24 protein-coding genes are annotated in these 24,758 nt (G+C 71.3%); 13 read left to right on the top strand and 11 right to left on the bottom strand.

The features are described from left to right. Positions 1 to 32: 32 nt before the first annotated feature. From ACWEV3_RS05880 to ACWEV3_RS05865, 4 genes are all read right to left on the bottom strand, one after another. A complete protein-coding gene (locus ACWEV3_RS05880; RefSeq protein ID WP_452612785.1) occupies positions 33 to 548 on the bottom strand; it encodes an Asp23/Gls24 family envelope stress response protein in 516 nt (171 codons plus the stop codon). A 128-nt stretch (positions 549 to 676) separates the two neighbouring features. Then, entirely contained in the window at positions 677 to 1,243 is a 567-nt protein-coding gene (locus ACWEV3_RS05875) for a hypothetical protein (protein WP_452612784.1), read from the bottom strand. After that, the gene (locus ACWEV3_RS05870; protein WP_452612783.1) at positions 1,236 to 1,793 is read right to left on the bottom strand and encodes an RNA polymerase sigma factor; all 558 of its coding nucleotides are present in this window, start codon (positions 1,791 to 1,793) and stop codon (positions 1,236 to 1,238) included. Before ACWEV3_RS05870 ends, ACWEV3_RS05875 begins: the two co-directional genes overlap by 8 nt. Then, complete coding sequence (locus tag ACWEV3_RS05865) at positions 1,790 to 2,539, bottom strand: pyrimidine reductase family protein (protein ID WP_452612976.1); 750 nt, start codon at positions 2,537 to 2,539, stop codon at positions 1,790 to 1,792. The genes ACWEV3_RS05870 and ACWEV3_RS05865 overlap by 4 nt, the downstream gene beginning before the upstream one ends. 96 nt (positions 2,540 to 2,635) lie before the next feature. Here ACWEV3_RS05865 and zapE point away from each other — a divergent pair, with 96 nt between their 5' ends. Beyond that, positions 2,636 to 3,661: a cell division protein ZapE gene (gene zapE / locus ACWEV3_RS05860; RefSeq protein WP_452612782.1), complete on the top strand. Its 1,026-nt coding sequence runs from the start codon at positions 2,636 to 2,638 to the stop codon at positions 3,659 to 3,661. A gap of 79 nt (positions 3,662 to 3,740) precedes the next feature. Here the strand turns inward: zapE and rocD are convergent, their stop codons facing one another. After that, on the bottom strand, positions 3,741 to 4,973 hold the full coding sequence (rocD, locus tag ACWEV3_RS05855) for an ornithine--oxo-acid transaminase (protein WP_452612781.1): 1,233 nt from the start codon (positions 4,971 to 4,973) through the stop codon (positions 3,741 to 3,743). Between the two features lie 178 nt (positions 4,974 to 5,151). Between rocD and ACWEV3_RS05850 the strand changes: the two genes are divergently transcribed. After that, the gene (locus ACWEV3_RS05850; protein WP_452612780.1) at positions 5,152 to 6,207 is read left to right on the top strand and encodes a lactonase family protein; all 1,056 of its coding nucleotides are present in this window, start codon (positions 5,152 to 5,154) and stop codon (positions 6,205 to 6,207) included. Positions 6,208 to 6,491: 284 nt separating this feature from the next. On the opposite strand, the gene ACWEV3_RS05845 is transcribed toward ACWEV3_RS05850, so the two are convergent. After that, positions 6,492 to 8,117, bottom strand: coding sequence for a serine/threonine-protein kinase (locus tag ACWEV3_RS05845; RefSeq protein WP_452612779.1), 1,626 nt, complete (start codon positions 8,115 to 8,117; stop codon positions 6,492 to 6,494). 225 nt (positions 8,118 to 8,342) lie between these two features. Here ACWEV3_RS05845 and ACWEV3_RS05840 point away from each other — a divergent pair, with 225 nt between their 5' ends. From ACWEV3_RS05840 to ACWEV3_RS05825, 4 genes are all read left to right on the top strand, one after another. Beyond that, complete coding sequence (locus ACWEV3_RS05840) at positions 8,343 to 9,863, top strand: sugar ABC transporter ATP-binding protein (protein ID WP_452612778.1); 1,521 nt, start codon at positions 8,343 to 8,345, stop codon at positions 9,861 to 9,863. Then, positions 9,860 to 10,870, top strand: coding sequence for an ABC transporter permease (locus ACWEV3_RS05835; protein ID WP_452612777.1), 1,011 nt, complete (start codon positions 9,860 to 9,862; stop codon positions 10,868 to 10,870). Before ACWEV3_RS05840 ends, ACWEV3_RS05835 begins: the two co-directional genes overlap by 4 nt. A 138-nt stretch (positions 10,871 to 11,008) precedes the next feature. Continuing rightward, on the top strand, positions 11,009 to 12,013 hold the full coding sequence (locus tag ACWEV3_RS05830; RefSeq protein WP_452612776.1) for a substrate-binding domain-containing protein: 1,005 nt from the start codon (positions 11,009 to 11,011) through the stop codon (positions 12,011 to 12,013). Between the two features lie 326 nt (positions 12,014 to 12,339). Further along, entirely contained in the window at positions 12,340 to 12,984 is a 645-nt protein-coding gene (locus tag ACWEV3_RS05825; RefSeq protein ID WP_452612775.1) for a trimeric intracellular cation channel family protein, read from the top strand. On the opposite strand, the gene ACWEV3_RS05820 is transcribed toward ACWEV3_RS05825, so the two are convergent. Next, positions 12,981 to 13,433 carry a peroxiredoxin gene (locus ACWEV3_RS05820; RefSeq protein WP_452612774.1) on the bottom strand — a complete coding sequence of 151 codons (453 nt, stop codon included), beginning with the start codon at positions 13,431 to 13,433 and terminating at the stop codon, positions 12,981 to 12,983. The two genes, ACWEV3_RS05825 and ACWEV3_RS05820, sit on opposite strands and share 4 nt — an antisense overlap. A gap of 117 nt (positions 13,434 to 13,550) precedes the next feature. Here ACWEV3_RS05820 and ACWEV3_RS05815 point away from each other — a divergent pair, with 117 nt between their 5' ends. Both ACWEV3_RS05815 and ACWEV3_RS05810 read left to right on the top strand, forming a co-directional pair. Further along, positions 13,551 to 14,147, top strand: coding sequence for a hypothetical protein (locus ACWEV3_RS05815; protein ID WP_452612773.1), 597 nt, complete (start codon positions 13,551 to 13,553; stop codon positions 14,145 to 14,147). Further along, entirely contained in the window at positions 14,144 to 15,517 is a 1,374-nt protein-coding gene (locus tag ACWEV3_RS05810; RefSeq protein ID WP_452612772.1) for a hypothetical protein, read from the top strand. Before ACWEV3_RS05815 ends, ACWEV3_RS05810 begins: the two co-directional genes overlap by 4 nt. A gap of 42 nt (positions 15,518 to 15,559) precedes the next feature. Here the strand turns inward: ACWEV3_RS05810 and ACWEV3_RS05805 are convergent, their stop codons facing one another. Further along, the gene (locus ACWEV3_RS05805; protein WP_452612771.1) at positions 15,560 to 16,741 is read right to left on the bottom strand and encodes a low temperature requirement protein A; all 1,182 of its coding nucleotides are present in this window, start codon (positions 16,739 to 16,741) and stop codon (positions 15,560 to 15,562) included. A gap of 206 nt (positions 16,742 to 16,947) precedes the next feature. On the opposite strand from ACWEV3_RS05805, the gene ACWEV3_RS05800 reads away from it, so the two are divergent. Then, on the top strand, positions 16,948 to 17,748 hold the full coding sequence (locus ACWEV3_RS05800) for an Fpg/Nei family DNA glycosylase (protein ID WP_452612770.1): 801 nt from the start codon (positions 16,948 to 16,950) through the stop codon (positions 17,746 to 17,748). 280 nt (positions 17,749 to 18,028) lie between these two features. Beyond that, positions 18,029 to 18,892 carry a 3-hydroxybutyryl-CoA dehydrogenase gene (locus tag ACWEV3_RS05795; protein WP_452612769.1) on the top strand — a complete coding sequence of 288 codons (864 nt, stop codon included), beginning with the start codon at positions 18,029 to 18,031 and terminating at the stop codon, positions 18,890 to 18,892. Positions 18,893 to 18,949: 57 nt separating this feature from the next. On the opposite strand, the gene ACWEV3_RS05790 is transcribed toward ACWEV3_RS05795, so the two are convergent. Next, positions 18,950 to 19,786 carry an alpha/beta fold hydrolase gene (locus ACWEV3_RS05790; RefSeq protein WP_452612768.1) on the bottom strand — a complete coding sequence of 279 codons (837 nt, stop codon included), beginning with the start codon at positions 19,784 to 19,786 and terminating at the stop codon, positions 18,950 to 18,952. Next, on the bottom strand, positions 19,783 to 20,829 hold the full coding sequence (locus ACWEV3_RS05785) for an alcohol dehydrogenase family protein (RefSeq protein ID WP_452612767.1): 1,047 nt from the start codon (positions 20,827 to 20,829) through the stop codon (positions 19,783 to 19,785). Before ACWEV3_RS05785 ends, ACWEV3_RS05790 begins: the two co-directional genes overlap by 4 nt. A 125-nt stretch (positions 20,830 to 20,954) precedes the next feature. Between ACWEV3_RS05785 and ACWEV3_RS05780 the strand changes: the two genes are divergently transcribed. Further along, the gene (locus ACWEV3_RS05780; protein ID WP_452612975.1) at positions 20,955 to 21,515 is read left to right on the top strand and encodes a TetR/AcrR family transcriptional regulator; all 561 of its coding nucleotides are present in this window, start codon (positions 20,955 to 20,957) and stop codon (positions 21,513 to 21,515) included. 12 nt (positions 21,516 to 21,527) lie between these two features. Here ACWEV3_RS05780 and ACWEV3_RS05775 read toward each other — a convergent pair whose 3' ends face one another. Next, the gene (locus ACWEV3_RS05775; RefSeq protein WP_452612766.1) at positions 21,528 to 22,181 is read right to left on the bottom strand and encodes a GntR family transcriptional regulator; all 654 of its coding nucleotides are present in this window, start codon (positions 22,179 to 22,181) and stop codon (positions 21,528 to 21,530) included. A gap of 143 nt (positions 22,182 to 22,324) precedes the next feature. Here ACWEV3_RS05775 and ACWEV3_RS05770 point away from each other — a divergent pair, with 143 nt between their 5' ends. Then, complete coding sequence (locus ACWEV3_RS05770; RefSeq protein WP_452612765.1) at positions 22,325 to 23,506, top strand: CaiB/BaiF CoA transferase family protein; 1,182 nt, start codon at positions 22,325 to 22,327, stop codon at positions 23,504 to 23,506. Next, the gene (locus ACWEV3_RS05765; RefSeq protein WP_452612764.1) at positions 23,503 to 24,696 is read left to right on the top strand and encodes an acyl-CoA dehydrogenase family protein; all 1,194 of its coding nucleotides are present in this window, start codon (positions 23,503 to 23,505) and stop codon (positions 24,694 to 24,696) included. Before ACWEV3_RS05770 ends, ACWEV3_RS05765 begins: the two co-directional genes overlap by 4 nt. Positions 24,697 to 24,758: the final 62 nt, after the last annotated feature.

Raw genomic sequence — 24,758 nt, 5'->3', positions numbered from 1 at the left:
AGGTTCCGCTACCCGCACCGCTTTCTCGGGTGCTACTCGACGCGGGACGTGGTGTGCTGGCCGGCTTCCTCGCCGTCCTCGTCGGGCAGGTGGATGTCGTTGACCGCGATGTTGACCTCGATGACCTCCAGCCCGGTCATCCGCTCCACCGCGGTGATCACGTTGCGCCGCACCGCCCGCGCGAGGTCCACGATGGACGCGCCGTACTCCACGACGATGTCCAGGTCCACCGCGGCCTGCTTCTCGCCGACCTCCACCTGGACGCCCGAGGTGGAGGAGGTCCCGCTGCCGCCCGGGATCCGGTCCCGGATGGCGCCGAACGCCCGGGACACGCCGCCGCCCATCGCGTAGACGCCGGAGATCTCGCGGGCCGCGATGCCGGCGATCTTCTGCACCACGGACGCGGCGATGGTGGTCTTGCCCTGGGCGGTCTCGTCGGCCAGGCGGGCGGGCGCGGTGCCGGACCGCGTCTCCGGGATTCGCCGGCTGTCGTCACCGCGCTCGGTCTTGGCCTGCGCGTTCTGCGGGCTCCCGCTGTTCTGTGCCATGGAAATCCAGCTCCTTCCCGATTTCGCCGATGCCGCGTGGGCTCGGCTGGGCTTGTAGGTGATCTGATGCATCCGCTCGGCGTGATCTTTCGCGGCTGTGAGCCACACCACTCATTGTGACGATGCGGTCACCCGGCTCTCGGCGGCTCGACGTCGACCACCCGCACCCACACCTGCGGCGCGCCCGCGCCGAGTGCCTCGTCCAGCGCGGCGGTCAGCTCGCGGTGGATCGCGTCGGCCAGCTCCGGGGCGGGCAGCGGGTAGCGGACCGCGAGGTCCACCCGCACCTCGTCGACGTCGCCGACGCAGCCGCGCAGGTGCACGCCCGGCCGCTCGGCGAGGAGGCCCAGGCACAGCCGCCGCGTCAGCAGCACCACCGCCTGCGGGGAGACGCGCAGCTTGCCGCCCTCCTGGGCGAGCTCCACCGGCGCCGCGCCGCGGCCGCCCCGCACCCCGCGCACCGCCATCAGCGTGCGCTCCACCAGCCCGTGCGGCGGCTCGATCGGCAGGTGCGCGGTTCGCCGCACCGGCGCCCAGTCGGAGTCCAGCTCGGCGAGCCTGGCCTGGCAGTCCTGGCAGGCCGGGATGTGCTTGGCGAGTTCCGGCGGGGCGCTGTCGGCGAGGAAGTCCAGCAGCATGCCGTCGGTGCGGCCGCACGGCAGCGCGCGGTCCGGATCGAAGGAGCGGTCATCCATCGCGCATCTCCTTCAGCCTGGCGAGCAGAACTGCCCGCGCCCGGTGCAGCCGGGACCGCAGCGCGGCCGCCGGCACGTCGAGCATCTCGGCGATCTCCTCGTAGCTCAGCCCCTCCAGCTCGCGGAGCACCAGCGGGATGCGCTGGGAGGGTTCGAGGGTCGCGATCGCGCGGTGCACGCGGGCCGCGTCCTCAGTGCGGACGACGTGGCCCTCAGGATCGACCGCGATGCGGTCGGAGATCAAATCGGCGGTCGGTCCCAGCGGGACGGTCGGCTTGCGGCGGCGCAGGGTGGCCAGGGCCGCGTTGGTGACCACCCGGTACAGCCAGGTGGTCGGCGCCGATTCGCCGCGGAAGCGCTGCAGCGACCGCCAAGCGGACACCCACGCCTCTTGGACGGCGTCCTCGGCCTCGGCGGAGTCCCCGAGGATGCGGTACGCGACCCGGTACATCTTGGCGGTGTGGCGGCGGACCAACGCGTCGAACGCCGTCGCGTCGCCGCGCTGGGCGGCAGCCACCAGGGCTTCGTCCGCGCTCGCCCCAACTGTCACGGACGCATTCTCGCGTAACGCAGCAGGAGCAGCGATTCCGCGTGCAGGACGGACTGCAGGTGCATCCGCCGGGGCGCCTCGACGCCGGCCCCAGCGGCGATCCGGCCCGCGTCGCCGCTGGCCAGCAGCGGCGACAGGGTGAGGCACAGCTCGTCGACGAGGTCCTCGTCGACGAGGTTGCCGAACAGCGTCGGGCCGCCTTCGCATCCGATGCGGCGCAGCCCCCGCGCGTTCAGCGCGTCCAGCGCCGCGTGCAGATCCACCCGTTCGTCGCCGGCGACGACGACGTCGGCGCCCGCGTCGGCGAGTGCGGTGCGCCGCGACTGCGGGGCGGCGTCGCAGGTGAGCACGATCGGCGGCATCAGGGTGTCGGTGAGCAGCGGCGACTCCGGCGGCAGCGAAGCGTGCGCGGTGACCAGCGCGATCGGCGGCACGGCGGACAGGCCGAGCCGTTCCCGGCGCTCGGCGCGGACCTCGTTGCGCTTCACGCCGCGGTAGCCCTCGGCCAGCGCTGTGCCGACGCCCACCAGCACGACGTCGGAGAGGTCGCGGATCAGCCCGAGGACCCGCTGGTCGATCGGCGCGGACAACCCGCGCGAGCTGCCCCGGACGGTCACCGCGCCGTCGAGGCTGGAGACGAAGTTCACCCGCACCCAGGGCCGTTCCAGCCGCTCGGGGTAGGCGTAGAACCCTTCGAGTTGGTCGTCCACCTGCTGCGCGCCGTCGACCGGCCAGAGCTTGTCCACCACGGGTCAATCCCACCACGTGAGCCGGTCCGGCGGGTGAGCAGGAGCACGCGCCCGCACGGCCGGGAATGCCCCGTTCGGTTATAAGGTCTGCGCATGAGTTCTCCCCGTCTGGTCGACCGCCGTCCCGAGATGACACCGGACGAGCTGGTCCAGGCGATGACGCCGCCGCCCATGTTCGACGCGGTGCGCTTCGACACCTACATCCCGAACCCGGACGAGCCGAGCCAGGAGCAGGCGGTCCGGGACTGCTCGGCGTTCGCCGACCGGATCAACGCCGCCGCCGGTGGCGGGTCCTGGCTGCGCGGGGTGTTCGGCCGGAAGAAGAACGACGACGGCAAGCGGGGGATCTACCTGGACGGCGGGTTCGGCGTCGGCAAGACGCACCTGCTCGCGTCGCTGTGGCACGCCGTCGAGGGGCAGAAGTCCTACGGCACGTTCGTCGAGGTCACCAGCCTGGTGGGGGTGCTCGGCTTCGCCGAGACCGTCGAACGGCTCTCGGAGCACCGGCTGCTGGCCATCGACGAGTTCGAACTGGACGACCCGGGCGACACGATGCTGGTCACCCAGCTGATCGCGAAGCTCACCGACGCGGGCGTGCACATCGCCGCGACCTCCAACACGCTGCCCGACAAGCTGGGCGAGGGCCGGTTCGCCGCGGCGGACTTCCTGCGCGAGATCCACGCGATGTCCGCGCGCTTCGGCGTGGTGCGGGTCGACGGCCCGGACTACCGGCACCGCGGGCTGCCGGACGCGCCGCCGCCGATGAGCGAGGACGAGCTGTCCCGGCTCGCGGAGGCCACCGACGGCTCGACGCTGGACGACTTCGACGAGCTGTGCGACTACCTGGCCGGGCTGCACGCCTCGAAGTACGGCCGCCTGGTCGACGGGATCACCGCGGTGCACCTCAGCGGGGTGCACGCGGCGCCGGACCAGGACGTCGCGCTGCGGCTGGTCGCGCTCGCGGACCGGCTCTACGACCGGGCGATCCCGGTGCGGGTCTCCGGTGAAGCGCTGTCGGCGCTGTTCACCGACGAGATGCTGCAGGGCGGCTACCGGAAGAAGTACCTCCGCGCGATCAGCCGCCTCACCGCGCTCTCCCGGGACCTCGCCAAGTCCTGACCCGGAGCGAACGGTCCGTTCACTCCGCCTGGCGCGGCGAACGGACCGTTCACTCCTCTTCGGACGTCTCGGTCCCAGGTCAGCTGGTGAGGACCGCTTCGATCGCGTCGAGGCCGGTGTCGAGCTCGGCGCGGGTGATCACCAGCGGCGGTGCGATTCGCAGCGTCGTGTCCTGCGTTTCCTTGCACAGCACGCCGCGCTCGGCCAGCGCCTCGCTGACCTGGCGGCCCGTCGGCCCGCCTGCGGCGAGCTCCACGCCGGCCCACAGGCCGCGGCCTCGCACCTCGACCGCTCCGCGACCGACGAGCTCGCCGAGCCGCGCGTGCAGGTGCGCTCCCAGCTCGCGCGAGCGCTCCTGGAACTCGCCGGTGCTCAGCATGCGCACCACGGCTCGGCCGACCGCGCAGGCCAGCGGGTTGCCGCCGAAGGTGGAGCCGTGCTGGCCGGGTTCGAGGACGCCGATGACGTCGTCGCGGCCGACCACCGCGGACACCGGCAGGATGCCGCCGCCGAGCGCCTTGCCGAGGGTGTAGAGGTCGGCGCGGATGCCGTCGTGCTCGCTGGCCAGCAGCTCGCCGGTGCGGGCGAGTCCGGACTGGATCTCGTCGGCGATCAGCAGCACGTCGTTGTCGTCGCAGAGCCTGCGCAGCCGGGGCAGGTAGTCGGCCGGCGGCACGATCACGCCCGCTTCGCCCTGGATGGGCTCGACCAGGACGGCCGCGGTGCGTTCGGTGATCGCTGCCTCGACCGCCGCGGCGTCGCCGTACTCGGTGACGATGAATCCCGGGGTGTACGGGCCGAATTCGTCGTGCGCGACCGGGTCGGTGGAGAACGACACGATGGTGGTCGTGCGGCCGTGGAAGTTGGATCCGGCCACGATGATCTCGGCCCGGTTCTCCGGCACGCCCTTGACCCGGTACGCCCACTTCCGGGCGATCTTGATGGCGGACTCGACGGCCTCCGCGCCGGAGTTCATCGGCAGCACCCGGTCGGTGCCGGTGAGTTCGGCGAGCTCGCGGCAGAACGGGCCGAGCTGGTCGTGGTGGAACGCGCGGCTGGTGAGGGTGACGCGGCCGAGCTGCTCGGTGGCGGCGGCGATCAGGTCGGGGTGGCGGTGCCCGAAGTTCAACGCCGAGTACCCGGCCAGGAAGTCCAGGTACTGCCGTCCGTCCACATCGGTCATCCAGGCGCCGGACGCCTCGGCGATCACGACCGGCAGCGGGTGGTAGTTGTGCGCGCTGTACTGCTCGTCGAGCGCGCGGTACCGCGCGGCTTGCGACGACGCTTCGAGGTGCGACGGAACGACAGTCATGGCCATTAGGTTATGTCGACGCCTGTGCAGATTTCATCCGCAAGGCGTTGCTTTGAGCAGCGATCTGTTGCGTGATGTCAGCGGAATGCGGAGGTTCGTTGTCTCGCCGGGGGAGTGGGGCGGGCTCTTGACATCATGTGTGCGGTGAGGTTTCCGCGGACGGGAAGGCGAGGCGCTGATGCCGGACAACGGGGAGTACCGGATCTACCTGGGGGCGTACACGGGAGCGGAATCGGCGGCCGACGGGATCCGGCTGGCGATCGCCGATCCCGGTGGGGTGCTGCGGTGCACCGAGAGCGTGGCCGAGGCGTTCGATCCGTCCTTCCTCGCGATGGCACCTGATGGGGCGACGCTGTTCGCGGTCAGCGAGCTGCGGGAGGGCCGGGTCATCGCCTTCGAGGTGCGCGCCGACGGCACGCTCGGCGAGATCAACTCCCAGCCGACGCTGGGCGCCGCGCCCTGCCACCTGAGCGTGCACCCGTCCGGCAAGTACCTGCTGACCGCCAACTACGAGTCGGGGAACCTCGTGGTGCACCCGATCGCCGAGGGCGGCGTGCTGCGCGAGCCGTGCCACGTCGTGCAGCACAGCGGCAGCGGGCCGAACCCGCAGCGCCAGGAGGGCCCGCACGCGCACCAGGTGCTGTCCGATCCGGCCGGCCGCCACGTGCTCGCCGTGGACCTGGGCACCGACTCGGTCTACGTCTACGACTTCGACGTGGAAAGCGGCCACCTGGCGCTCAAGCACGAGGTCCCGGTGCGGGCCGGTGCCGGTCCGCGGCACCTGGCGTTCCACCCGGACGGGGAACGCGCCTACGTGCTCAACGAGCTGGCTTCCTCGATCACCGAGTTCGGCTACGACCCGGCGACCGGGGCGCTGGAGCCGGGGCGGACGCTGTCGATGCTGCCGCCGGGCTACGGGCAGCCGAACCTGGCCGCCGAGGTCGTGGTGACGCCGGACGGCCGGTTCGTGCTCGGGTCGAACCGGGGCCACGACAGCATCGCGGTGTTCCGGGCGGACTCCAGCGACGGCGAGTTCCGGCTGGTCGACATCCGGCCGGCGGGAGTGGCGGAGCCCCGCCACATGGCGCTGTCGCCGGACGGCCGGGTGCTGTTCGTGGCGGGCCAGCGCAGCAACGACGTGCAGGCGTTCGGCATCGCGGAGAACGGCGACCTGACGCCGCTGAGCGAACCGGTGCCGACCCCGACCCCGGTCTGCGTCCTCCCGGCGAGGTGAAGAGCCTGCTTCAGAACTTGCTTTGCGTGGCGGTGCGGGTGGCGGAACCTCAGGCGTCTTCTCACTGTGGGGTCCCCGACTCATGAATGCCAATTCACCACGTCGGGGCTGTCCTCGCGAGAAGACCCCTGAGAACCCGCGGCGGTGCGAGCTGCGAGGGTGGGCTAAGCGGCTGCGCCGCTTCAAAGACAAAACCCCGCGCTGCACACCTCACACCACGACATCCCGAAGAGCCTCTGAAGGCGCCCGATTCCAGGCAAAATCGGGAGCGCTTCGGCTCGGGGTCAGGGGCGCGTGCTGTAGCGGCCGAAGGCGTACTGGCTCAGTGCCGTTCGGGCCCTGCGCGTTTCCTGGCGGCGGGTCAGCCAGCCGCCCGTGGCCCCGATCGGGAAGACCCGGGCTCCGCCCCGGTGCGCGGGGGCGCGGTGCCACCACTTCGACGGCGGCTTCGAACCGTTGGCCAGCCACACCACCAGCGCCGCTCGCTTGCCGTTGTCGACCACGTCGACCCGGTTCACCTGGCTCCACGGGATCTCCCGGGTCAGGCCCAGGCGGGAGATCAGCAGCCCGTCGCTGTTGATCTTCAGGCGCAGGCTGGGCAGCAGCACCCGCCCGATCGACCAGAGCATGCTGACGGCCAGCAGCAGCATGCCCAGCCGGAAGATCGCGACGTGCTCGGCCGAAAGCCCGCCGTAGGTCTGGAACACGCGGTTGGCGCCGAACATGATCAACGCGCAGATCAGCGCCGACATCGCGGCGCGGAACCGGCCGCCGGTGGCGAACACCGGGCCCGGGTTGTCCTTGCGCACCCGCGCTACCGGGTGCTGGTTCTGCGCGGTCTGCTTCGGACGCGCCGGGACGATCTTGTCCCGCATGCGTTCGGGCGCCACCGCCGCGGGAACCACGGGAGCGGGCGGGGTGGGAGCCGGTGCGACCGGTGCCGCGTTCTGGGCCTGCGTGTAGGAGCGCGTCGCGGGCCTCGGCGTCGCCGGGACCTGCTGCGGCGGGGGAGTGTCGGGCAGCGGCGCGTTCGCCGTCTGCTGCAGCTGGGTGGCGTGCTGGGCGATCACGTCGCTGATCGCGGGCGGCAGCCAGGAGTTGCCCTGCGGGCTGGACTCGCCGATCTGGTCGAGCAGGTCGCCGGGCGTCGGCCGGTCGGCCGGGTCCTTCGCCAGGCAGCTCGCCAGCAGCGGCCGCAGCCCGTCGGGCACCTGGGCCAGGTCGGCCTCGGCGTGCACCACCCGGTACAGCAGCGCCGCCGTGCTCTCCTCGCCGAACGGACCGGTGCCGGTCGCGGCGAACACCAGCACCGCGCCGAGGGAGAACACGTCGCTGGGCGGCCCGACCTCGGTGCCGAGGGTCTGCTCCGGGGAGAAGAAGCCCGGCGTGCCCAGGAACATGCCGGTCGCGGTCAGGGCGTTGCCGGCCATCGCCCGCGAGATGCCGAAGTCGATCACCCGCGGCCCGTCCGGGCCGAGCAGCACGTTGGCCGGCTTCAGGTCGCGGTGCACCAGGTGCGCGCGGTGGATCGCGCCGAGCGCCTCGGCCAGCCCGGCGGCCAGGCTGCGCACCGTGGCCTCCGGCAGCGGGCCGTGGTCCACGACGGCCTGGTGCAGCGTCGGCCCGGGCACGTACTCGGTGGCCAGCCACGGCTGCTCGGCGGTCGGGTCGGCGTTGACGACCGCCGCGGTCCAGAACCCGCCGACCGAGCGGGCGGCGTGCACCTCGCGGCGGAACCGCTCGCGGAACTCCGGGTCCTCGGCGAGGTCGGCCCGGACGACCTTGACGGCCACCACGCGGCCGCCGCGGGAGCGGCCGAGGTAGACACCGCCCATGGCGCCGCGGCCCAGCCGGGCGAGCAGCCGGTAGTCGCCGACTCGCGTCGGGTCGCTGGCCAGCAACGGCTGCACGGGACCTCAGCCTCCTGCCTCGAAGATCGTGGATTCGTCCCCAATGAGCTTACGGATCCGCGGCCCCGGCGTACGCCGGTCCACTCGACTGGTCACGGCGGCGGTGCACTGGTAATCGAATACTTGGCTTCGTTCCAACCTTTTCCCCGGGTGTTCGTTGTGGGTATGATCCGGCGCACTGCGAGCCCGAAGGAACGATCACGCGGATCCGATGGGAGGCGCTTCGTGACGTCCACCGAGCAGGACCGACCCGCCGTCGCGCTGCACGGCGTGGGCAAGCGGTTTCCCGGGGTGGTCGCGGTCTCCGACGTCACGCTCGCCATCCCGCCCGGCGAGGTGCACGTGTTCGCCGGGGAGAACGGCGCGGGCAAGTCGACGCTGATGAAGCTGATCGCCCAGATCGAGCAGCCCAGCAGCGGCCGCATCGAACTGGACGGCGTCCCGGTCGCCTACCAGGGGCCCGGCACGGCCCGGCGGCTCGGCGTGTCCATGGTCCACCAGGAGTTCGCGCTGGCGCCGGACCTGTCGGTGGCCGAGAACCTGTTCATCGGCCACGAACCCGGCCGCGGCGGGTGGATCTCGCGGGCCGAGGAACGCCGCGCCGCGCGGGAGCTGCTCGGCCACGTCGGCCTGGACATCGACCCGGGACGCCGGGTGGCGCTGCTGTCCACTGCGGAGCAGCAGCGCGTCGAACTGGCGAAAGCCCTTGCGGTGCAGGCGAAAGTGCTCATCCTGGACGAGCCCACGGCCAGCCTCACCGAGCGGGAGGCGGAAGAGCTGTTCGGCATCGTCCGGGAGCTGACCGCCAAGGGCATCGCGGTGCTCTACATCTCGCACCGGCTGGACGAGATCTTCGAGATCGGCGACCGGGTGACCGTGATGCGCGACGGCGCGGTCGTCGCCACCCGGCCGGTGACCGAGCTGGACGAGGCCGGGCTGGTGCAGCTCATGGTCGGCCGCGAGGTGGAGAACCTGTACCCGCGCCACCACAACCCGCCCGGCGAGGTGCGGCTGCAGGTCGACGGGCTCACCCGGGACGACGTCGTCCGCGACGTCTCCTTCGAGGTCCGGGCCGGCGAGATCGTCGGGCTGGCCGGGCTCGTCGGGGCCGGGCGCACCGAGCTGGCGCGCGCGGTGTTCGGCGCGGAGCTGCCGGACGCGGGCACGATCACCTTGGACGGCAAGCGGTTGCGCATCCGCGGCCCGTCCGACGCGATCGCCGCCGGCATCGGATACCTCACCGAGAGCCGGAAGACCGATGGTCTTGCCCTCCAACTGGGGGTGGACAAGAACATCACGATGGCGAAGCTGCCGATGCGCGCCGGCCTGATCGACCTCGCCGGCGAGCGGCGGATCGCGGAGCGGGAGCGCGACGGCTTGCGCATCCGGGTGCCGTGGGTGGGGCGTCCGGTGCGGCTGCTCTCCGGCGGCAACCAGCAGAAGGTGATCCTGGCGCGGTGGCTGGAGACCGGCGCGGAGGTGCTGTTCTTCGACGAACCCGGCCGCGGCATGGACGTCGGGGCCAAGTCGGAGATGTTCCAGCAGATGGATTCCCTTGCCGCGCGCGGGAAAGCGGTGGTGTTCATCTCCAGCTACCTGCCGGAGCTGCTGAACATGTGCGATCGGATCCTGGTCATGCGCGGCGGGCGGATCACCGGGGAGGTCCGCCGCGCGGAGTTCTCCGAGGAACGCGTCGTCGCGCTGGCGACCGGAGCCCGCAACGCCGAAAACGGGGGCAACTCATGACTGAGCGGACCAAGTCACCGTCCACTGGGGACCGCGGCCCGCTGGGAGCGCTGGGCGACCGGCTCTCCGGCGCGGTCTCGCAGGTCGCCGCGGCAGGCGCGCTGATCGTCGTGTTCGTCGTGCTGTCGGTCATCGCGCCGGCCTTCCTCACCGCGGACAACCTGTTCAACCTGGGCTCGCAGACCTCGGTGAACGCGGTGATGGCGGTCGGCGTGACGCTGGTGATCATCACCGGTGGCATCGACCTGTCGGTGGGCTCGGTGGCGGCGCTGTCCGGGGTGCTCGGCGTGCTGCTGATGGCCGAGTACGGCTTCAACCCGCTGGTGGGCGTCGTCGGCGGCATCCTGGTCGGCGCGGTCGCCGGGCTGGTCAACGGCCTGCTGGTGTCGGTGGTCGGGCTGCCGCCGTTCATCGCCACCCTCGGCATGCTCAGCGTCGCCCGCGGGCTGGTGCTGATCGCCACCGGCGCCGTCGCGGTGTTCGGCGCGCCGGAGTCGTTCCGGCTGCTCGGGCAGGGCGTCATCAACAGCATCCCGATCCCGGTGCTGCTCATCGCGCTCGTCGCGGTGGCCGGGCACGTGGTGCTCACCCGCACCCGCCTCGGCCGCTACGCGTACGTGATGGGCTCCAACATGGAGGCCGCGCGGCTGTCGGGCGTGCCGGTGCGGCGCTACACCACGTCCGTCTACGTGCTCTCCGGCGCGCTGGCCGGGCTCGGCGGCATGATCGCGGCGTCCCGGATCCACTCGGGCCAGCCGAACTTCGGCGAGGGCCTGGAACTCGACGTCATCGCCGCGGTCGTCATCGGCGGGGCGAGCCTGTTCGGCGGTCGCGGCACCGTGTGGGGGTCGCTGATCGGGGCCTTCCTGGTCGCGGTCATCCGCAACGGGGCGGTCCAGCTCAACATCAGCACCTTCTACCAGAACGTGCTGATCGGCGTGATCATCTGGCTGGCGGTCTGGTGGGACCGGTACCAACGGCGCAAGCTCGGCGGCGACGCCACATGAGGAATCTGCTGCAGAACTCGCTTTGCGCAGCGGTGCGGGTAGCGGCCCCCTGCGGGAGTGCGCCAAGCGGCTTCGCCGCTTCGAGACAAGACCCGAACACCAACTCAGCAAGCCGCGATGAGCAAGGGAGCTCGGCCGATGAAGAAGGTACTGACCGCGACGTGCGTGCTGCTTTCGGTTGCTGCCGCCGGGTGCAGCGTCGGGGTGCGCGAGCAGACCGGCGGCGGCGTCCAGCAGGGTGGGCCGATCAAGCTGGCCGTGGTGCCGAAGGCGATCGGGTTCGACTTCTGGGAGAAGGTGCGGGTCGGCGCCGAGTGCGCCGGGTCCAAGCACCCGGACGTGACGATCCACTGGGACGGGGTGCACGCCGAGAGCGACGTCAGCGGCCAGCAGAGCCTGCTGCAGGACCTGCTCTCGCAGGGCGACGTCAAGGGCCTGGTGTACGCGGCGACGGACGCCAAGGCGCTGGCCGACATCACCAAGTCCGCGCAGGGCCAGGGCACCACGGTGGTCAACATGGATTCCGGCACCACGCCGCAGCCGCCGGACGTGCCGGTGTTCGCGACGAACAACGTCGCCGCCGCCGAACAGGCCACCGACGCGCTCGCCGAGCAGCTCGGCGGCCGCGGCAAGGTGGCGTTCATCGAGTTCCAGCCCGGCACGAGCACCAACGAGACGCGCGCCGAGGGCTTCAAGAAGGGCCTGGCCAAGCACCCCGGGCTGCAGCTGGTCGCGCAGCAGTCCAGCGGCAGCGACTACAACCGGGCGCTGCAGGTCACCCAGGACATCCTCACCGCCAACCCGGACCTCAACGCCATCTACGCGGCCAACGAGCCCAGCGTGCTCGGCGCGGCCGAGGCGGTGCGGCAGGCGGGCAAGGCCGGCCAGGTGAAGGTCATCGGCTGGGACACCTCGGAGGGCGAGATCCAGGGCCTGCGGGACGGCGTGATCACCGGCCTGATCGCGCAGAACCCGTTCAAGATGGGCTACGCGTCGGTGAACGCGGCGGTCGCCAAGATCCGCGGCTCGGCGGACCCGCTGCCGGACCCGGACACCGGCGCGGTGCTGATCACCAAGCAGAACGTCGACGGTCCCGACGTCCAGAAGCTCCTCAACCCCACTTGCGAGAACCCGCCCGCCTGAGCGATTTCTCGTCGCCCGATCGGCTGAAAGATGGTTTCCGAACTCGCCCTGCGTGGCGGTGCGGGTGGCGGAACCTCAGACGCCGTCTGGACTCCGGGATCCCCGACTTGTGTATGTCCAATTACGCGGCGCTGGGGCTGTCCTCGCCAGACGACGTCTGAGAACCCGCGGCGGTGCGAGCTGAGTCCCCCACCGCATGCGGCCGACGCCGCATTCCGAAAGAACCGCTGAGAACGCGGGCGCGTTCGGCCGCCTGAACCGGTCGAATGCGCTACCAGCCTGCGGCCGGTTGGGGGAGCTCCGGCGGTGGCGGTGAGAATGTCTCGGTGGATACCGCGATCGTGAATCCGCTGGTGCAGGAGATCCTCGACCTGGTCGGGATCTTCGCCTTCGCGCTCTCCGGCGCGCTGCTCGCCGTGCGGAAGCGCTTCGACGCCGTCGGCATCGTGGTGCTCGCCGAGGTGACCGCGCTGGGCGGCGGGCTGTTCCGGGACCTGGTGATCGGCGCGGTGCCGCCGGTGGCGTTCACCAACGTCGCCTACTTCACCACTCCGCTGGTCGCGGCGGTCGTGGTGTTCTTCTGGCATCCGAGGCTGGCCCGGATCCGGCGGTTCGTGATGTTCTTCGACGCGGTCGGCCTCGGCGTGTTCTGCGTGGCGGGCAGCATCAAGGCGCTGAACTACGGCATGCATCCGCTGGCGGCGATCGCGCTCGGCGCGGCGACGGCGATCGGCGGCGGTGTGGCCCGGGACCTGCTCGCCGGCGAGATCCCGGCGCTGCTGCACCCGAAGAGCGAGATCTACGCGGTGCCCGCCCTGCTCGGCAGCGCGCTGGTGTCGATCCTGGCCGTGGCCGGCGTGCTGACGCCGGTCACCAGCTCGCTCGCGGCGCTGCTCGCGATCATCGTCAGGCTGCTCGCCCTGCGCTACGGCTGGCGGGCGCCGCTCGCCCGCGGAACCGGGCCTGCCTAGGCACCCCGCCGGAGCACCTCCAGCGCGGTGTCGGCGTGCGCGGCCATCCGGAACTCGTTGCGGATCACCGCCAGCACCCGCCGCTGCTCGTCGATGACGAACGTGTGCCGCTTCACCGGGATCGGGCCGAACCGCCGCTTCACGCCGAACTGGCGGGCCACGGTGCCGTCGAAGTCGGACAGCAGCGGGAAGCCGAAGCCGTGCGCGTCGGCGAACTTCTGCTGCTTGGCGACCGAATCCGCGCTGATCCCGACCGGCTGGGCGCCGAGCTCGGCGAACTCCGCGGACAGGTCGCGGAAGTGGCAGGTCTCCGCCGTGCAGCCGGTCGTCATCGCCGCGGGGTAGAAGAACAGCACCACTGGGCCGTCGACCAGCAGGTCGGACAGCTTGCGTTCGTTGCCGCGCTGGTCGGTCAGCGCGAAGTCCGCCACCACGTCGCCTTCTCGCATGCCGCCTCCTCGAAGGGATCGGGATCCACAGGGTATGCGCACCGCCGCACACCCGGACGGCCAGCCCGGCGCCGATTCGCCACCGGCCGTCGGGGGCCACCTCTACTGTGGTCGATCATGGATTTGAAGGGCAAGAAGGTATTCCTGTCGGGCACCGAAGCGCCGGTTCGCCGGGAGGAGCTGGAGCGGCGGTTGGCGGAGCTCGGCGCCCGGTTGGTCGAGCCGGATGCCGCGCCGGATGTGGTGCTGTCCGGGGAAGTCGTGTTCTCGGTCCGCTTACCGGACTTGGCGGAGCAGGGGCTCGGCGTGCCGATGCTGCCGGAAGCCGAGTTGTACGAGTTGTTGCTCCGCGGCGAGCAGACCGGTGGTTCCTTCGCCGATCACGACGCGTTGGCGGCGGCGAACGACCCGGCGGAATTGCTCGGCCTGCTCCGGGAAGCGGACTGGGCGGCGTTCGCGCCGGAGCGGGATTTGCCTTCGCTGCGGGAGAAACTGGCCGAGCTCGAACGCGAGCACGGCGTCACGCAGGCGCACCGGCTGGCGACCGAGCGGTTGGTGGCGCGCGGCGCTCGGTTGCGCCACCGCACGCCCATCCCGCCTACGAGGACGGCGGCGGGCTGCTGGACTTCGAGCTCAGCCCGTGCGGTCGGCACCTCGCCACCAGCCGGTGGGGCGAAGACGCGGAAGCGGGCACGGTGCAGATCTGGGAGATGAGCACCGGTCGCGCCGTCAACGAGATCGTGATCGACGGCGGTGTCGGCTGGCTGGGCGACCGCGACACGGTGCAGTGGTCGGCCGACGGCACGCGCCTCGCGGTCGGGTTCTGCACCAACCAGGTCGGGGTCTGGGATCCCTTCGGGCAGAGCGCCAATCCCCACGGCTACGCGGACGTGACGGACGGCAACGACTCGTCCGCGACCTTCGCGCTGGCACCCGATGGCCGGCGCGCCTACATCAGCATGCGCACGAGCCACGAGGTGATGGGCTGCATCGTGCCGCTGGACCGGGGCGAGGTCGTCGACGCCCACCAGTTCGACCACCTCGAAGGCCCGCAGCCCGAACTGCTCCCCGAGCCGATCCCGGAGGAGGCCAGGCAGCTGCTCGGACCGTCGCAGATCGGCCGTGACGGCGAGCCGGACCGCTACGAGTTCTTCTTCGGCCAGGTGCGGTGGTCGCGCGATGGCACCCGGCTCTTGGGCGACGACGGCCCGGTGGCCTGCGTCGTCGACGTGCCGGGCGGGCGGATGCGTTGGGTGGCGCGCATCGGCGATGCCCGCTGGAACGGCCTGAGCATCCCGCTCGGGTGGAGCCCGGACGACCGGTTGGTCGCCGCCGTCGCGAGCGGTGAGCCCGGCATGCTGACCGTGCTCGACGCCCGCACCGGGAGCCAGGTCGGCGAATCAGTCGAGCAGACCCCGGGAATGCTGCACTGGGGCATGCGCGATGCGGACGCGCGGCTGGCGATCGTGCTGCCGGACGGCGGCGGCGTCGACGTCCGCGACGAGGACGGCCGCCGCTTCCACCTCGACATCGACACGACCAAGAAGATCGGCATGCACGATGCGGGACCCGAGCGCCCCTGGGCGTGGGAACCGTCGGGGGAGCGCGGTGCGTGCCTGACGGCCGACGGACGGGTCGAGGTGTGGTCCCTGGGCGACGAGCCGGCGTGCGTGCGGTCGATCGAGGTGCCTGCGGAGACGACGGCGGTGCTGTGGGGCGCCTCCGGGGTGCTGGCCGTGATGGGGGAGTACGCGCTGCGGTTCGTGCGCGCCCTGACCGGCGAGGTCGTCGGTGACTTCGAGTTCGGCCAGGAATCCGACGAGGAACTGCGCCCCGTTGCGGAGGGCGACTTCATCGGCGACATGTTCCAGGAGGATTCGTTCCCGCTGGACGAGTCGACCTGGTGCACCATCGCCAAACCGGCCGTCGGCCCGGCGGCGTCCTTGGTGATCGGCCCGGAGGACGCCGACCTCGACGCGGTGCTGGCCTGGACCATCGACCGGCGCTTCGCGTGGCCGGTGCGGTGGGGCGTCCTGGACGTCGTCGAGGATCTCGAAGCCGCCGAGGCCGCTCTGCAGCGGTGACTTCGCGCCGTGGCCCCGCGCGCACGGGGCCACGGCGGCCGGTCATCCCGCCGAAATCCGGCGCTGCTGCAGGAAAAGCCCGGCGACGAGCACCAAGGCCATCAGGATTCCCATCGTCAGCACGGAACCCGAGATGGTGAGCCGGTCCGCCAGCAGCGCCACCACCACGAGCAGCGCGCAGCCCACCCCCGTCAGCACCAGGACCGGCGAGCCCGCGTCGGCCATCCGGGAGTGCAGGACGGCCGTCGTCACCAGGTAGACGATCAGCGGGATCGCGACGGTCAGCGCTCCGGCGACGGTGCTCACGTGCGCCTTGTGGGCGTTGACGTCGATGGCCACCTCCAGCCCGGCGCCGACCGCGGCGACCGCGGCGAACACCAGGTAGTGGCCGTATCCCCAGGCCAGCGGGGCTCGCTTCGTGTCGCGCAGCTGCTCGACCGCGGAGTGCTTGAAGTAGATCCACCACATCGCGAAGATCATTAGCAGCCCGCCGATGCCGATCTCCAGCAGCTCCGGGGACCATCCGCCGTCGGAGACGTCCTCCTGGATCGCGGCGGTCACGGCCAGCACCACCTCGCCGAGCACGATGATCGTGAACAGCCCGTAGCGCTCCGCGATGTGGTGCGGGTGCCAGGGGGTCCGGTCGCGCCGCTCGGCGAACGCCGGAACCGCGAGTTCGGCCAGCACCAGCAGCGCGAAGCCGACCTCGGCCCACGGGTGCGGCAGCGCCAGCCGCAGGAGCCAGCCGATCTGCACCACCGAGATGCCTGCCGCGTACCGCAGCGAGCAACCGCGGCTGTCGGGATGCTCGCGCGCGGCGCGCAGCCACTGGGCGACCATCGCCACGCGCATCACCACGTACCCGATGGTCACGATGGTGAAGTCGTAGTCGTGGAACGCGCCGGGCACCCCGGCGGCGAGCACCAGCACCCCGCCCATCTGCAGCAGCGTCAGCGCGCGGTAGAGGGCGTCGTCGGTGTCGAAGGCGGAGGCGAACCAGGTGAAGTTCATCCAGGCCCACCAGATCGCGAAGAACACCATGGCGTAGCCGATGCCGAACTCGGCGAAGTGCCCCTCGGCGAGCCCGTGGTGCAGCTGCACGGCGGCCTGGCCGACGGCCGCGACGAAGCAAAGGTCGAACAGCAGCTCCAAGGGCGTGGCCACGCGGTGTTGTTCTGCCGGGTCGCGCGCGACCATCGCGCGCCGCAGAGGTGGGATGTTCATGGCCCGGATTCTCTCCAAGCCGAGCGGAACCCGCTAAGGGGTCGTTCCGGGAACGGGGCGCGGCACGTGACCGTCAGGGAGCGCGGGGCGCCGATTTCGCGCGAAATCGCCGTTCGCCACCGGTGCCGGGCACCTTCGGGACGAGCTTGCCCGGAGCCTTTCCGGAATGGCCGCTAGGACGGCGCGCCGGCGGGTAGCCGGGAGGCATGCCCGAATTGCCCGACGTAGCAGGATTTCGCCGGGTCGCGGAGCAAGCGACCGGCAAGCAGGTGCGCGACGTGCGCGTGCACGACGCGCAGGTGTTGCGCGGCATCGGCGCGGACGCGTTCCAGCGCGCGCTGCGGCGCAGGTTCTTCGCCGAGCCCCGGCGGCACGGCAAGTGGTTGCTGATCCCGACGGCGCCCGCCGCGAACGCCTCGGCGGCGCCGCCGACCTTGCTGGTGCACTTCGGGATGACCGGGAATCTCCAGTGGTGCGCCCACGACGAGGAACTGCACGCGCACGACCGGGTCGTGTTCGACTTCGCCGCCGGCGAACTCCGCTACCGGGACATGCGGAAGCTGACCGGCATCCACCTCGCGCGGGAGCAGGACGAAGTGGACGGTCTGCTGGCCGATCTCGGCCCGGACGCGCAGCGCATCGACGCCGCCGAGTTCGGCTCGCGGCTCACCCGCACCCGGCGCGGCCTCAAGCCGGCGCTGATGGATCAGTCGGTGCTCGCCGGGCTCGGCAACATCTGCGCCGACGAGATCCTCTGGCGGGCCAGGATCAACCCGAACCGCTCCACCGCCGAGCTCAGCGACGGCGATCTCGGCCGGTTGCACCGCGAGATGCGCGAGATGCTGCGGGTGGCGGTTCGCGCGGGCCGGGTTCCGGACGGCGCGTCGTGGCTGACCGGGCACCGCGACGAGCCGGACCGGAGGTGTCCGCGGTGCTCGTCGGCTTTGCGGCGTTTGCGGATCGGCGGCCGCAGCACCCTCTTCTGCCCGGTGTGCCAGCCGGGGTGACCAGCGCGTACCCATGCTCGGAGTGCATGCATTCATGCGCAGAGCGTGCTGTAACCTGAAAGAACTTCAGGGGGTCAGGGTCGGATCGGGGGGTCCGACCGCGCGGAGCCGGGCCCGGGGGGATCCGGCCCGGCTCCGTACGGCCCCCCCTTCTCGCGCGGTGGTGTGATCGACGTGGCCTAGCGCACTGTTCACCGGTCGGCAATCGCTGTTTTTGGCATGATCTGGCCGACGAAGGCCCTGCAGCGGCAGCGCAGCCGGAAGCGGAAGGATCGGTGTGGTGACGAAGATCGAACGCCTGGGAGTCGTCGGTGGCGGGCAGATGGGCGGCGGCATCGCCGAGGTCAGCGCCCGAGCAGGCATCGACGTGATCGTGTGCGAGGTCAACGCCGAGGTCGCGCGCGCCGGCCGGTCCAGGCTGTGGAAGTCGCTCAACCGCGGGGTGGAGAAGGGCAAGCTCACCGAGGCCGAGCGCGACGAGGCGCAGTCCCGGCTGCACTTCACCACCACGGTCGCCGACCTCGAAGACCGGGACATGGTCATCGAGGCGATCGCCGAGGACGAGGGGCTGAAGCTCAAGCTGTTCGCCGAGCTGGACAAGGTGGTGTCCGACCCGGAAGCGATCCTGGCGTCGAACACCTCGTCCATCCCGATCGCCAAGCTCGCCGGCGCCACGAAGCGCCCGCAGCGGGTCATCGGCGTGCACTTCTTCAACCCGGTGCCGGTGCTCAACCTCGTCGAGCTCGTGCCGTCGTTGCTGACCGCCGAGGACACGGTCGCGCGGGCCACGGCGTTCGCCGGTGAGCAGCTGGGCAAGGAGACCATCCGGGCCAAGGACCGGTCCGGGTTCATCGTCAACGCGCTGCTGGTGCCGTACCTGCTGTCGGCGATCCGGATGCTGGAGGGCGGCTTCGCCACCGCCGAGGACATCGACAAGGGCATGGTGCTGGGCTGCGCCCACCCGATGGGCCCGCTGCGCCTGTCGGACCTGGTCGGCCTGGACACCCTGAAGGCCATCGCGGACTCGATGTACGCGGAGTACGCCGAGCCCACCTACGCGGCCCCGCCGCTGCTGCAGCGGATGCTCGACGCCGGCCTCAAGGGCAAGAAGACCGGCAAGGGCTTCTACACCTACGACAACTGACCGCTCGCGCGGTCGTGAGTGCGAAGCCGGGCTCCGGCCCGGTTTCGCACTCACGACTCAGGAGCTGGTCAGGAAGGTCAGGATCGCTTCGGTGATCCGGGCCGGGGCGTCCTCCATGGGGAAGTGGCCCGCGCCGGGGATGATCGACAGCTCCGCGCCCGGGATGTCCTCGGCCAGGCGTTGCGCGTAGGCGAGCGGTTGCCAGCGGTCCCCGGCTCCCCACACGATCTTCACCGGTGCCGCAAGGGTTTTCAGCAGCGGGGCCACCCGTTGCGTCGGCGCCGAGTCGTAGTGGCGGACCTGGTGCTCGAAGAACGACGCCCGGCCCATCGGTGTCCGGTGCGGAGCGAGGTAGGCCTCCAGGGTTTCGCCGGTCATCCGGGCCGGGTCCGCCACGGTCATCGCCAACTGGCGGGTCAGCATCGCCTCGAACTCAGCCTGGGGCATGGCGGCGTGATCGGCCAGGTGGTCGCGGATGATCTCCCGCCAGGTGCTCGACGGCCACGAGTCGTAGCTCACCGAGTCGATCAGCACCAGGCGTTCGACGCGGTCCGGGTGGCGGGTGGCGAAGATCTGCGCCACCGCGCCGCCGATGTCGTGGGCGATCAGCACGCAGCGCCGGATTTCCTGCTGCGCCAGGACTTCTTCGAGCAGATCCGCCTGCGCCTCGACCGAGGTGTCGCGGTTCGGCGGGCGTTCGGAGGCGCCGTAGCCCAGCAGGTCGTAGGCCAGCACGCCGTGCCCCGCGGCTTCGACGGGCGGGATCACGTTGTGCCAGATGTAGGAGTGCGACGGCGTTCCGTGCAGGAACACGAGCGTTTCGCCGGTGCTGCCGGCGGTCCGCCGGTAGGCCAGCCGGACCCCGTCGACGATCAGATCGCGGTCCAGGATCATGCCGCGCCGTCCAGGGTGATCACGAGCTTGCCGAAGAAGTCCTTGGCGGCGAAGGCTTCCTGCGCTTCGGGCAGTTCGTGCAGCGGGTACGCCCCGGCCAGCAGCGGCGTCAGCTCGCCGCGGGCGATGTGCTGCAGGAGCTGGGCGAAGTCTTCGTGGGTGCCGAACGACGAGCCGATCAGCTGCAGCTGGCGGAGGTAGACCGTGCGCAGGTCCGTCTCCACCAGCGGGCCGGCGATCCCGCCGGCCACGACGTAGCGGCCCAGCGGCCCGAGCATCCGCAGCAGCGCGGGGAAGCTCGGCCCGGCCACGACGTCGGCGACCACGTCGACCGGGCCGACCGCGGCGCGCACCGCCGCCTCCAGGTCGTCGGCGTGCCGGTCCACCGTCGCTTGCGCTCCGAGGCGCAGCGTGCGCTCCCGCTTCGCGTCGCTAGTGATCGCCACTACGTGCGCTCCGCGCAGTGTCGCGAGCTGGATCAGCGCCGAGCCGACCCCGCCGGAGGCGCCTGTGACCACCACGGTCTCGCCGGCGCCGACGGCCGCCCGGTTCAGCATCCGCATCGCCGTCGCGTACGCGGTGGGGAAGGTCGCCAGCTCCGCATCGCCGAGGTCGCTGTCGATCTGGTGGGCGTTCTGGGCGGGCACGGTGGTGAATTCGGCGAATCCGCCGTCGCGCTCGCTGCCCAGGTACGCGGTGTCGACCAGTTCTCGTTCGCCGCCGGTGTAGAGCATCGGGTCGACGATCACCCGCTCGCCCAGCCGCGATCCGGGCACGCCCGCGCCGGTCTGGTCGATGCGGCCGACCACGTCGGCGCCCTGGATGCGCGGGAACTCCAGCGGCTCCCGCCGCCAGCCCGCGCTCGCCCCCGGATCGTCGGGGGAGCCGTACGCGCCTTCGCGGGTCCAGATGTCGGTGTTGTTGATCGCCGTGGCGGCGACCCGGATGCGCACCTCGCCCGGTCCGGCCTGCGGCTCGGGCACGTCTTCCCGGTACGCCAGCTTCTCCGGCCCGCCGAAGCCGGTGAGCAGCACTGCTCTCATGGGAAACACTCCGTTCTGGGTCTCGGTGCCGGTCAGAGCAGGTATACCGACCGGTGTGGTTACCAGGATAGGCATGTTCGGCGGTGGTGTGTCAACACACCGGTCGGTATAGTAGGGGCGTGGAGTTGTTGGAGAGGCTGACGCCGGCCGGGCGGCGGGTTCTCGACGTGGCGGCCGAGCTGTTCTACCGGCAGGGCATCCACGCCGTCGGCGTCGAGGCGATCGCCGCCGAAGCGGGCGTCACGAAGAAGACCCTGTACGCGTGCTTCGGCTCGAAGGACCAGCTGGTCACGGCGTACCTGGTCGAGCGGGACCAGCGCTGGCGCGCCTGGCTCCAGCGGTGGGTCGCCGAGCACGCGGCCACGCCGGCGGACGAGCTGCTGGCGGTCTTCGACGCGCTCGACGCGTGGATGGGCGGCGCGGACTTCCGGGGCTGCGGATTCGTCAACGCCCTCGCGGAGATCCCCGATCCGGAGAGCCCGGCCCGCGCCGTGATCATCGGCCAGAAGCGGTGGATGCGCGAGTACTTCGAAAAGCTCGCCGCGGCGGCCGAGCTGGCGGATCCGGCGGACTTCGCCGACAGCGCCCTGCTGCTCTACGAGGGCGCGACGGTCGCGGCCTCGGCGGGCTTCGACGGCGCGGTCCGCCAAGCGCGCCGGACAGCGGAGATCCTGCTCCGGGCCTGAACCCCGGCCTGATCAGTCCACTTCGGACGCGATGGTGGCGCGCAGCGCGTCGACCGCGTGCCTGCGGTGCTCGTCGAGCAGGCGCACGAGGTCGTCGGCCCGTCGGTCCGCGACCGCCGCCACGATCGAATCGTGCTCGTGGCGGACGCGCTCGCGGTTGGTGCTGGAGTTGTAGTACACCGCGCGGTAGGCGTCGGTGGCGTCCCAGAGCGTGCGCACGACGCGCAGCAGGCGGGGCATCCCGGCGGGCTCCAGCAGCGCGAAGTGGAACCGCCGGTTCGCCGCGATCATCGCGACCAGGTCACCGCTGTCGGCGGCCTTCTCGACGTCGACCTGGGCGTCGGTGATGCGGGCCAGGTCGGCCTCGGTGAGCCGCTCGGTGGCCACCGCCGCGGCCTCCGATTCGAGCAGCTCGCGCATCCGGTAGACCTCCAGCAGGTCGCTCAGCGACAGCTCCGCCACCGAATACCCCCGGTGTGGCTGGTAGATCACCTGGCCCTCGGCCTCCAGCGTCTTCAGCGCCTCGCGCAGCGGAACCCGGCTCACGCCGAGGCGCTGGGCGATGGTGTCCTGCCGGATCGGCTGGCCCGGCGCCAGCTCGCCGGACACGATGGCCCTGCGGAGCTCGCCGAGGACGAACTCCTGGGTGGTGGGTGGTCGTTGCATCGGCTCTCCGGTTTTCGCGGTGCTCCGGCGTCTTGACCGCCGCCCGATCAACTGTATATTGGATCCAAAATTACGGCGAGGCAAGCCGCTGTTCGGACCACCGCGCCCATTCGCGCTGGTCTGCCTGGCGGAGGGGTGGGTGCATGGAGACGCTGCCGCTGGAGGGCGTGGTCGTCGCGGACTTCAGCCGAGTGCTGGCCGGGCCGTACGCGACCATGCTGCTGGCCGACCTCGGCGCGACGGTGATCAAGGTGGAACGCCCCGAAGGCGGCGACGACACGCGTTCGTGGGGACCGCCCTGGACCGAGCACAGCTCCGCCTACTTCGAGTCGGTCAACCGCAGCAAGCGCAGCATCACCCTCGACCTCGCCGACCCGGCCGGGCAGGAGGCCGCGCGCCGGCTCATCCGCCGCGCCGACGTCCTGGTGGAGAACTTCAAGTCGGGCTCGCTGGCCCGCTACGGCCTGGACCACGAGAGCGCGCTCGGCATCAACCCGCGGCTGGTCTACGCCTCGATCTCCGGGTTCGGCAGCAAGGAAGGCGCGCACCTGCCCGGCTACGACTTCGTGGTGCAGGCGCTCGGTGGCCTGATGAGCATCACCGGCGAGGCAGACGGCGCGCCGATGAAGGTCGGCGTGGCGCTGGTGGACGTGCTCACCGGCAAGGACGCGGCGGTGGGCATCATGGCGGCGCTGCGGCACCGCGAGCTGACCGGCCGCGGCCAGCACGTCGAGGTGAACCTGCTGTCCAGCTTGCTGGCGTCGCTGGCGAACCAGATGAGCAACCTGCTGACCACCGGGGTCGCGCCGCAGCGGATGGGCAACCGGCACCCGAGCATCGCGCCGTACGAGGCGCTGCGCTGCGAGGACGCCTTCCTGGCCGTCGCGGTCGGCAACGACGGGCAGTTCCGCAAGCTCTGCGATGCGCTGGGCCTGGTCGCGCTGCCCGACGACCCGAGGTTCGCGACCAACGCGCAGCGGGTGGCCAACCGCGAGGAACTGGCGAAGCAGCTGGAGAACGTGCTCGGCGCGCGGACCGCCGCGGACTGGCAGCGGCGCCTGCAGGGTGTGGGCATCGCGTGCGGTCAGGTCAACGACCTGTCGCGGGCCGTGCACTACGCCGAATCGCTGGGACTGCGGCCGATGGTCGATCCCGGTGGCGGCGCGGCGATGCAGGTGCGCACGCCCATCGACTTCTCCGGCCACGGCACCGCCGAGGTGGCGGCGCCGCCGCTGCTCGGCGAACACACCGAGGAAGTCCTCGCCTGGCTGGAGGACTCCGAACAACAGCTTTCCCCGCTCGTATCGAGGAGGAGCCCGCAATGAGTGCCGGTGGAAAACGTCCCGCGTTCGACCCGCGCGATCCGCTGGGGATCGACGCCGAATTCACCCCGGAGCAGCTCGCGATGCGCGACAGCGTGCGCGCGCTGTGCCGGGACCACGTGCAGCCGCACGTCGCGGAGTGGTTCGAGCGCGGCGAACTCCCGCAGGTCCGGGAACTGGCCCGGGAACTGGGCAAGCTCGGCGTGCTGGGCATGCACCTGGAAGGCTACGGTTGCGCCGGACTGTCCGCAGTGGACTACGGCATCGCCTGCGAGGAGCTGGAGGCCTGCGATTCCGGGCTGCGCTCGCTGGTTTCGGTGCAGGGCTCGCTCGCGATGTTCGCGATCTGGCGGTGGGGCTCGGAGGAGCAGAAGCAGCGCTGGCTGCCGCAGATGGCCGCGGGCGAGGCGATCGGCTGCTTCGGCCTGACCGAGCCCGACCACGGCTCCGACCCGGCCTCGATGCGCACCGCCGCGCGCCGCGACGGCTCCGACTGGGTGCTCAACGGCCGCAAGATGTGGATCACCAACGGCACGGTCGCCTCGGTCGCCGTGGTGTGGGCGCAGACCGATGAGGGCGTGCGCGGCTTCGTCGTGCCGACCGACACGCAGGGCTTCTCGGCGCCGGAGATCAAGCACAAGCTTTCGCTGCGGGCGTCGGTGACCAGCGAGCTGGTGCTCGATGACGTCCGGCTGCCCGCCGACGCGGTGCTGCCGGAGGTCACCGGGCTGCGCGGGCCGCTGTCCTGCCTGAACGAGGCGCGCTACGGCATCGTGTGGGGCGCGGTCGGCGCCGGGCGCAGCTGCCTGGAGGCGGCGCTGGACTACGCGACCACCCGCGAGCAGTTCGGCCGGCCGATCGGCGGCTTCCAGCTCACCCAGGCCAAGCTCGCCGACATGGCGGTGCGCGTCCAAAATGGACGGTTGCTGGCGCTGCACCTCGGCAAGCGCAAGGACGCCGGCGAGCTGATCCCGCAGCAGGTGAGCTTCGGCAAGCTGGACAACGTCCGCGGTGCGCTGGAAGTGGCCCGCACGGCCCGGACCATCCTGGGCGCGAACGGGATTTCGCTGGAGTACCCGGTGATCCGGCACATGACGAACCTGGAGTCGGTGCTGACCTACGAGGGCACCAGCGAGATGCACGCCCTGACCATCGGCCAGGCCCTGACCGGCCTCGCCGCCTTCCGCGGCTGACCTCCCCGTCAGTTTCAATTGAAACTGACGGACGGTTTCGATGGAAACTGGCGGACAGTTTC

This window comes from Saccharopolyspora sp. NPDC003752, assembly GCF_053605825.1.
The sequence above is the reverse complement of the archived record's forward strand: the minus strand, read 5'-3'. Positions and strand labels throughout refer to the sequence as shown.